Below are 8,681 nucleotides of genomic sequence, written 5' to 3' on the forward strand. Positions count from 1 at the left end.
GGATCAAAAGGGAGTTCCATTTTTACACCTTCTGTTTGAGTGACTCACCTCAACTGAAAAAATACGCATGTCGGGAGAAGTCAAGGAATTCGGTCCAACCTCAAACCCGCAAGGGCACAGAATTCCTCCGGCCTCGTCGCTGCCGTGGCCTCCTCAGCCGGGTATGGAGGGGACGCGGCGCCGTATGAAGGCCATGGGCGCCAGTCTGGGCGTGAGTCAGGGCGACGACCGCTGGACCACTATCGTCAGCAGCCCCTTCCAGGTGGTCTCCTGAAAGGCCGCCCGGCGCCGTGGCCTGACATGTCGTCGCAACCAGGGTGTCCGGGCGGGGACATTCCGCGCGGCCGGATGCAAACCACTCCAGCCGGGGACATGTCGCGCGTCCAGGGACGGCCATTCTGTCCCCAAGCGCGTGGACTGCACCCGCCGGTATCGAAGGTCCCCGGCAAAGAGAGCCTTCTACCCACACCACGTCCCTCAGGGACCGCTCGACCAGCCCACCGGGGACAGGAACGAGCCGATCGTGTCCAAATCTGCAGCAAAGGGACCCGAGCACCCCGCACATCAGGAATGCGAGCCGCAGAATCATGCGGTTTTCTTTCGCGGGCTGTAACCCGTCCCGAGCCTTTGCTGCAGATTTGGCCATTCTGACCCGGATCGCCTCCGGTACGTTGCCAGTGCGCGCTGCCGAACTCGATGAGGAGCACCCCGGTCATGATGAGCGCGATGCCTGCCATCATGGTGCGGGTCAGTGGTTCACCGAAGAGGATCCTTGAGGCGATTGCCGTGACGGCCACTCCCCGGCCGACCAGATCCCGTAGGCGACACCAAGCGCCAGCCCCTCCTTGAGGGCCAGAGTCAGCATGACGAACGCTCAGGTAACCAGCCATGACGAGGCCGTACCATCGCAGCCCTCTGCCGTCAGAGGCGAGCTTGAGCGAGAGTGTGCCAGTGGTCTCGGAGACGATGGCGCCTCCAAGCACCGGCCAGGCGCACACGCCGCGGCCCGGATATGTCGCATCAGGTTACGTGACCGGCGTTCACATCCTGCCACCTGAGATCGCACCGATTGAGCCCAGCACGACACAACCGGCTCAGTTTTACGTGAACTCGATGAAGTCGATTCACATTCAGCAGGAGCTGGATCAGTTGATGACGAGTCAGTCAATCTTGCGAACCGTCTTAGCGCAGAACAGCCTGACATCCACATCGGGAACGTACCTTTGCATCGAGAACGTACTTCTTCGACAAACTCCGACGGTCGGAGCCCAGCCACTTGAGGGAAGACGCAGTCCTGGGCGGAGAAGTACGTCCCCGAGCTGGGCTAGCGCAGCTCGACGGCCCCGACCTGCCGGCGCTCACCCCGCGCAGGCCGACACAATCCCTGAGGCGCTCCCTGGACCGTCAGATCTGAACGAAACTGACTGTCCCACGATCACCTCCGGCGGCGCAACCAGCCTCCCCACCTTGGGCCCTGATCCGGGGCCAGCAGCCCGGCGTCGACCGCCACCAGCAGCCTCTTGCACGTGGACTCATCGCCTCACTATTTCACCGGCCGTGCCCGGTGTCGAGCTCTCTTGGCCGTCAGCCCGCACTCAGGAGCGTCGGCCCAGGACCAGGCTCATGGCCTCGGAGCGGGTGGCGGCGTTGCGCATGATGCCGCGCACGGCGGAGGTGACCGTGTAGGAGCCGGGCTTGCGCACGCCCCTCATGGACATGCACAGGTGCTCGGCCTCAACGACCACCAGCACACCCCGGCAGCCTACGCCCAACCCAACTTTATTAGAACTAGATAAAGTTAAGTAAAGATCCTAAGATGACCGCGTGGACAACATCAACAACCCGTACACACCCAACGCAGGAGCAGCCCCAGAGGTCCTCATTGGTCGCGACGGGCAAACCGAGGCGTTTTCCATCCTACTTCAGAGGCTCAAACGAGGCCGGACAGAGCAATCGATGATCATGACCGGCCTGCGTGGTGTCGGTAAGACCGTCCTGCTTAACAGGTTCGCAGAACTCGCTGACCTGGCAGGATGGGAGTCAATCGAGCTTGAAGCGAGCAAGCACGATGAAACAGCATTCCGTCAGTCCATCTTCTCCAAGTTCCGTGCCGCACTCCTACACATATCGCCTCGTCGCCGCTGGAGCGAACGCGCTCGACACGCCGCAGAAGTACTCAGCTCCTTTGTGCTATCGATTGACCAATCCGGCACTTTTTCCTTCACGTGGGACGTAGACCCGTCCGAGGGCTACGGGGATCACGGTGACCTAGGGCTAGACCTCACGGACGTGTTTCTAGCCGTAGGAGAAGTTGCGAAGGAAAAAGAAACCGGGATCGTCCTACTCATCGACGAAGTTCAGTTTCTTACCACTGTTCAGCTTGAATCACTCATACAAGCGGTTCACAAGTCCGTCCAGAAGAAGCTTCCCATCACTTTTGTGGGAGCCGGCCTACCACAGATCGCCGAGCTCGCTGGAGACGCCAAGTCTTACGCCGAAAGACTGTTCAAGTTCCCACGCATCGACTCCCTCACCCCCGAGGAAGCCCGACAAGCACTTGTGGGACCCGCAGAAACCGAGAACGTGTCCTACGACGAAGATGCCGTGGACCTCGCAGTCAGCATCACTCACGGCTACCCGTACTTCATTCAGGAGCTGGGGTATCAAGCATGGATCGTAGCGAGCGGGAACCACATCACAGCAGATGACATCAGTACCGCTAAAGAAGCATACGAAGCAAAGCTGGACGGGTCGTTCTTCCGCGTACGGCTCGACCGTGCAACCCCCCTTCAAACCGCATACATGAGAGCCATGGCGGAGCTCGGCTCCGAGCCCCAGAAAGCAGCCGATGTCGCTTCCCTCATGAAACGAGAGTCATCACAGGTGGCACCCATCAGATCTCAACTCATTGACATGGGGCTGCTATACACGCCCCAGCACGGCTATGCCGCCTTCACCGTTCCGGACTTCGACAAGTTCATGATGCGAGCCGTGCCCCGCCTCGAGGTCCCAGAGATTCAACATCGCCGTCGACGCGGGAAATAAGGTCACCATTCCACTCGGGGAGGCAGCCGCTGGCTTCCGGTGTCGAGCCCCCCCCCCTGGCCGCTTAGGACCGTCGGCCCAGGACCAGGCTCATGGCCTCGGAGCGGGTGGCGGCGTTGCGCATGATGCCGCGCACGGCGGAGGTGACCGTGTTGGAGCCGGGCTTGCGCACGCCCCGCATGGACATGCACAGGTGCTCGGCCTCGACGACCACCAGCACGCCCCGGCACCCCAAACGTTCGACGAGGGCGTCGGCGATCTGCCGGGTGAGCCGCTCCTGGACCTGGGGGCGCCGGGCGTAGCCGTCCACGAGGCGCGCCACCTTGGACAGGCCGGTGACGCGCCCGTCCGCGCTGGGGATGTAGCCCACGTGCGCCGCCCCGTGGAAGGGCAGGAGGTGGTGCTCGCACACCGAGTACATGGGGATGTCGCGTACGAGGACCATCTCCTCGTGCCCGACGTCGAAGACCCGCTCGACGTGCTCGGCCGGGTCCTGGCCGATGCCGGCGAACATCTCCGCGTAGGCGCGCGCCATGCGCTCGGGGGTGTCGCGCAGCCCGTCGCGCTCGGGGTCCTCCCCGATGGCGACGAGCAGGTCGCGCACCGCCCGCCGCACGCCCTCGGCGTCGTAGCTCATGGTCAGCCTCTGTCTCTCTGCGCCTGCCGGGCCCGCCATCGGGGCCCGGCTCGGCTCACCGGTTGTAGCCCCAGAAGTCGCCACTGCGGGAGTCGCCCGACTCGCCGCCAGCTTCGGCACCGGCGGTGGTGGCCTCGACGACGGGCAGCGACTCGTCGCTGCGCCACAGGGGCCGCTCGGGCTGCTTGATGACGCCCTCGAAGATCCTCTCCAGGTCCTTCTCCAGGAGCGTCTCGCGGCTGAGGAGCTCCTCGGCCAGCTGGTCGAGCACGGCGCGGTTGCGGGTGAGGATCTCCCAGGCCTCCCGGTGGGCGGTGTCCAGCAGGTTGCGGACCTCGTCGTCGACGGTGGCGGCGACCTGCTCGGAGAAGTCGCGGCTGGTGGCATTGAGCCCCAGGACCGTCTCGCTCTCGGTGGTGCCGAGCTTGACGGCACCCACGGCGCTGGTCATGCCGTAGTCGGTGACCATCTTGCGGGCCGTGGCGGTGGCCTTCTCGATGTCGTTGGAGGCGCCGGTGGTGGGGTCGCGGAAGATGATCTCCTCGGCGGCCCGCCCGCCCATGGCGTAGACGAGCTGGTCGAGCAGCTCGTTGCGGGTGGTGGAGTACTTGTCGTCCTGGGGCATGACCTGCGTGTAGCCCAGGGCGCGCCCGCGCGGCAGGATCGTCACCTTGGTGACCGGGTCGGAGTAGGCGCCGGCGGCGGCGCACAGGGCGTGACCGGCCTCGTGGTAGGCGGTGACGCGCTTCTCGTGCTCGCGCATGACGCGCGAGTGCCTCTGCGGGCCGGCGATGACGCGGTCGATGGCCTCGTCCAGGGCCCGGTTGTCGATGAGGTGGGCGTTGCAGCGGGCGGTGAGCAGGGCGGCCTCGTTGAGGACGTTGGCCAGGTCCGCGCCGGTGAAGCCGGGGGTCCGCTTGGCCACGAGGTCGAGGTCGACGTCGTCGTTGAGGGGCTTGCCCTGGGCGTGGACCTTGAGGATGGCGGCGCGCCCGGCCATGTCGGGGGCCTCGACGCTGACCTGCCGGTCGAAGCGGCCCGGGCGCAGGAGGGCCGGGTCCAGGACGTCGGGGCGGTTGGTGGCGGCGATGAGGATGACGTTGGTGTTGGCGTCGAAGCCGTCCATCTCGACCAGGAGCTGGTTGAGGGTCTGCTCGCGCTCGTCGTGCCCGCCGCCGGTGCCCGAGCCGCGGTGGCGGCCGACGGCGTCGATCTCGTCGACGAAGATGATGGCGGGGGCGTTCTCCTTGGCCTGGTCGAACAGGTCGCGCACGCGCGAGGCGCCCACGCCGACGAACATCTCGACGAACTCGGAGGCGGCCATGGAGAAGAAGGGCACCTTGGCCTCGCCGGCGACGGCCTTGGCCAGGAGGGTCTTACCGGTTCCGGGCGGGCCGTACAGGAGGACGCCCTTGGGGATCTTGGCGCCGACGGCGCGGAACTTCTCGGGCTCGGAGAGGAACTCGCGGATCTCCTGGAGCTCCTCGACGGCCTCGTTCTCACCGGCGACGTCGTCGAAGGTGACGTCGGGGATCTCCTTGGAGGCGACCCTCGCCTTGGAGCGGCCGAAGCCCATGGCGCCGCCGCGCCCGCCGCCCATGCGAGCGATGAGCCACCACATGATGCCGCCCAGCAGCAGGGCGGGGACGAGCAGCTGGATGAGGGAGGCCCACCAGCTGGTGGTGGGCACCACGGAGTTGAAGCCCTCCTTGGGGGCGGCGGCCTGCACGAGGCGGTCGACCTGCTCGGCCTGGGCGTCGGTGTAGGAGAACTCGACCTTCTTGCCCACTGGGCGGGACTCGATGCCCTTCTTCTTGGGCTGGACGTAGGTGGTGGTGAGGTCCAGCTCGACGCGCTGGTTGCCGTCGACGACGGTGATCGACTTGATCGTGTCCGGCTTGTCCCGCAGGAGCGTCAGGCCGTCGGAGGTGTCGATGGTGCGGTAGCCGAACATCGAGGAGAAGACGGCCCAGCCGAGGATGACGACCAGGAGGAAGGGCACCAGCCACAGGAACGGGTTGCCCAGTGTGTCGCGGAGCTTGCGGTCGCGCCTGCTGCGGTCGTTCTTGCCGACCTTGCCCGGCTTGCCCGAGTCCTTGCGGCCGGGCTCACGCCCAGAATCTTTCATCGTGCGGTAGGTCCCTTCAACATACTGATTCTCAGACGTTAGCGGATAGCACGGTAAAGGTCCCATTGCGCTTGCTCACGTTCGCGCCGGGCGTGGCCGGGAAGATCCGGGAGTGCCGGCCGGTTGGAGGCTCCCCGGCCCCGAGGACGCACCGCAGAGTCCGAGGACTGCGGCCCGGGGGTGCGCCCGCGCCCCTTATGGTGCGTCCGCGACGACGTCGATGACGCCCATCCCGTAGGCGCTGTGGGAGCCGACGCTCGTGTAGCGGGCCAGGGCCATGAGCTGGGAGAAGACGGCGGTGATGGAGCCGGCGGCGGGGGCGCTGATGCGCAGGGCGCCGACGCTGGCGGGGATGCGGCGGCTGGAGAGGCGTCCGCGACGGTCGGCACGCGGCATGCCCAGGCCGACGACGGTGCGGCGGGTGCGGTCCTGGGTGATGAGGACGGAGGTGAGGCGCTCGCGCTCGGGGAGCTCGGGGGCAAGGGGGCGGCACCAGTGGCGCCAGCGCGCGTGGAGGCTGGTGGCCAGGGAGGCGGCGGTGACCTCGGAGACGTGGTGGCCGCGGGAGGTGAAGACGGTGGGGGTGAGCAGGCGGATGTCCCAGGCGGTGGCGGCGCTCTGGGCGGCGAGGTCCTCCCAGTCGGCCTGTTCGAGGACCTGGGCCTCGACGGCGGCGAGCATAGTGGTGGTCTCGCCGCCGTCGCCGATGGGTAGGACTCCGCCCCAGGCGAGCCAGGCGTCGAGCGTGTCCAGGAGGCGGTCGTCGAGGAATCGCAGCTCGACGCCGAGACCGTCCGGGGTCTGGGTCATGTCGCCCAGGCAGTAGGGCTTGGGGCCGGGCTGGTCGTGGGGCGGGCGGTGGGCGAGGGCGGACAGGCGGGCGGCGCGCTCGGGGCTGACTCCTTCGGGGAGGTCGAGGACTCTGCCCCAGGCGGCGTGAAGGCGACGGGGGGTGGCCTCGACCGGGCCGGGCGCATCGAAGCGAACGAACACTGTGGCGGGCACTCGACGGGGCTCCTTTGCGGCGTGTTGAGTGGTGGGTGCGGCAGGGGAGGCCGACGGCGGCGCCGGCTGGTGGCGGGAGGCCGGCGCAAGGCCGTCTATCTCTTTCTTTCTGACGACACTACCGGAGGGGAGGCGGCCTGCACGGGGAGTTCGAGAGGTCGACGTTCTTCAGCATCGACGGCCAGGAGGAGGCGGAGAGGACGAGAGCCGGCGGCGCGCCGGCCGGGCCATGGAAGCACAGTGTGTCGACAGTCACAGGCGGGAACGTCGACCTTTTGGCTTGACGTCGTTGGAAGTTGGTGGCTGGAATGGCCTGAGGGGGTGTCGGTGGCGCTTGGCGTCAGGACGCCAAAAGGTGGTTAAATAGGGGGCGTGCTGGCCGGTCCCGCGGGGTGCTTGCGGAGCCGGTGGCGCTCCAGCCCCTGGAAGTGGCGCAACGACGCCGCTCCCAGAGGCAGGGGTCAGAAAGCACCCAGCACCAGAAGGTGCATTAAGACGGGCTTTAGCATCCCGGGCCTTTGAACACGTCTCCACGTCAGAAAGCACCCAGCACCAGAAGGTGCATTAAGACAGCATAGGGATCTCCTAATAGGGATGTAGAATGAAAGTCAGAAAGCACCCAGCACCAGAAGGTGCATTAAGACCTATCAGCCTCCCTCATGTAGGATAACCACACGAGGTCAGAAAGCACCCAGCACCAGAAGGTGCATTAAGACACGCACGGCAACGTGCATCACGTCTGGCTTCCAGCCAAGTCAGCAAGCGCCCAACGCCAGAAGGCCTATTGACAGGACTTACAGTCCACCCTCATCTCCTTAACAAGCTGAGCGACCAGGCGGTTCGGCGGAGGAAGCGCTCTTGACGCCGAGTCCAGGGCTCGACTCCATCTCCACCACAGTAGGTTGTGTCCGCAGTCACAGGCCGGAGCGTCGACCTTTTGGCTTGACGTCGTTGGAAGTTGGTGGCTGGCGGCTCTGGAGGGGCGTCGGTGGCGCTTGGCGTCAGGACGCCAAAAGGTGGTTAAATAGGGGGCGTGCTGGCCGGTCCCGCGGGGTGCTTGCGGAGCCGGTGGCGCTCCAGCCCCTGGAAGTGGCGCAACGACGCCACTCCGAGAGGCAGGGTCAGAAAGCACCCAGCACCAGAAGGTGCATTAAGACGTCTGCCAGTCCAGTTGCTTGGCGGTAGCGAGCCCGCGTCAGAAAGCACCCAGCACCAGAAGGTGCATTAAGACGTGATGCTGTCACCTTCACAGTGGCCCTCGCTGAGGGTCAGAAAGCACCCAGCACCAGAAGGTGCATTAAGACTGCTCCCCAGTTCTGCTGGCGGGGTGAACTCAATTGAGTCAGAAAGCACCCAGCACCAGAAGGTGCATTAAGACCGACTGGCTGACCCCAATCACCTCATCACCCTCCCGTCAGAAAGCACCCAGCACCAGAAGGTGCATTAAGACCGTTAGCCATGGGCTCAACCTCTGCAAGAATCTCCTGTCAGAAAGCACCCAGCACCAGAAGGTGCATTAAGACTAAATAGCTGTCGGTAGTGAGGCTACCGCTGGATGTCAGAAAGCACCCCGCACCAGAAGGTGCATTAAGACCAGGAGGGGCAGACCTTCGTGCCGGTATAGCCAGTCAGAAAGCACCCAGCACCACAAGGTGCATTAAGACACAGACCCCGGCCGCCAGTACTAGCTAGTGCTGCGTCAGAAAGCACCCAGCACCACAAGGTGCATTAAGACGTCAGTGACATCTCTGATGTAAGAGAGGATGAGGCTGTCAGAAAGCACCCAGCACCACAAGGTGCATTAAGACTTGTAGGAGTGGATCTTGCCGTCGGACCCGCTGGTCAGAAAGCACCCAGCACCAGAAG

Annotated in this window: 4 protein-coding genes, 2 pseudogenes and 1 CRISPR repeat array; of the genes and pseudogenes, 1 reads left to right on the forward strand and 5 read right to left on the reverse strand. The window is 65.1% G+C overall.

Annotated elements, in window-relative coordinates:
* Window positions 1-677 precede the first annotated feature (677 nt).
* Window positions 678-998, reverse strand: a pseudogene (locus BKH32_RS14575) (DMT family transporter); the annotation flags it as partial.
* 597 nt (window positions 999-1,595) lie between these two features.
* Window positions 1,596-1,760, reverse strand: a pseudogene (locus BKH32_RS12370) (GTP cyclohydrolase I); the annotation flags it as partial.
* Window positions 1,761-1,824: 64 nt separating this feature from the next.
* Here BKH32_RS12370 and BKH32_RS12375 point away from each other — a divergent pair.
* On the forward strand, window positions 1,825-3,045 hold the full coding sequence (locus BKH32_RS12375; RefSeq protein WP_075250303.1) for an ATP-binding protein: 1,221 nt from the start codon (window positions 1,825-1,827) through the stop codon (window positions 3,043-3,045).
* A gap of 64 nt (window positions 3,046-3,109) precedes the next feature.
* Here the strand turns inward: BKH32_RS12375 and folE are convergent, their stop codons facing one another.
* The 3 genes from folE to cas6 form a co-directional block, all read right to left on the reverse strand.
* Entirely contained in the window at window positions 3,110-3,682 is a 573-nt protein-coding gene (gene folE, locus BKH32_RS12380) for a GTP cyclohydrolase I FolE (RefSeq protein WP_075250304.1), read from the reverse strand.
* A gap of 55 nt (window positions 3,683-3,737) precedes the next feature.
* Window positions 3,738-5,810 carry an ATP-dependent zinc metalloprotease FtsH gene (gene ftsH / locus BKH32_RS12385; RefSeq protein WP_075250305.1) on the reverse strand — a complete coding sequence of 691 codons (2,073 nt, stop codon included), beginning with the start codon at window positions 5,808-5,810 and terminating at the stop codon, window positions 3,738-3,740.
* Window positions 5,811-6,005: 195 nt separating this feature from the next.
* Complete coding sequence (gene cas6, locus BKH32_RS14645; protein ID WP_075250306.1) at window positions 6,006-6,815, reverse strand: CRISPR system precrRNA processing endoribonuclease RAMP protein Cas6; 810 nt, start codon at window positions 6,813-6,815, stop codon at window positions 6,006-6,008.
* A 1,120-nt stretch (window positions 6,816-7,935) separates the two neighbouring features.
* Window positions 7,936-8,623: direct repeats of the CRISPR family, unit length 37 nt; unit sequence GTCAGAAAGCACCCAGCACCAGAAGGTGCATTAAGAC.
* The last annotated feature ends 58 nt before the right edge of the window (window positions 8,624-8,681 follow it).

It is taken from the genome of Actinomyces oris (genome assembly GCF_001929375.1).
In the GTDB taxonomy this organism is placed as follows: domain Bacteria; phylum Actinomycetota; class Actinomycetes; order Actinomycetales; family Actinomycetaceae; genus Actinomyces; species Actinomyces oris_B.

Excerpts from the sequence above, each read along its gene's own strand:
- ftsH (WP_075250305.1), bottom strand. The coding sequence starts at position 5,810 with ATGAAAGATTCTGGGCGTGAGCCCGGCCGCAAGGACTCGGGCAAGCCG.
- folE (WP_075250304.1), bottom strand. The coding sequence starts at position 3,682 with ATGAGCTACGACGCCGAGGGCGTGCGGCGGGCGGTGCGCGACCTGCTC.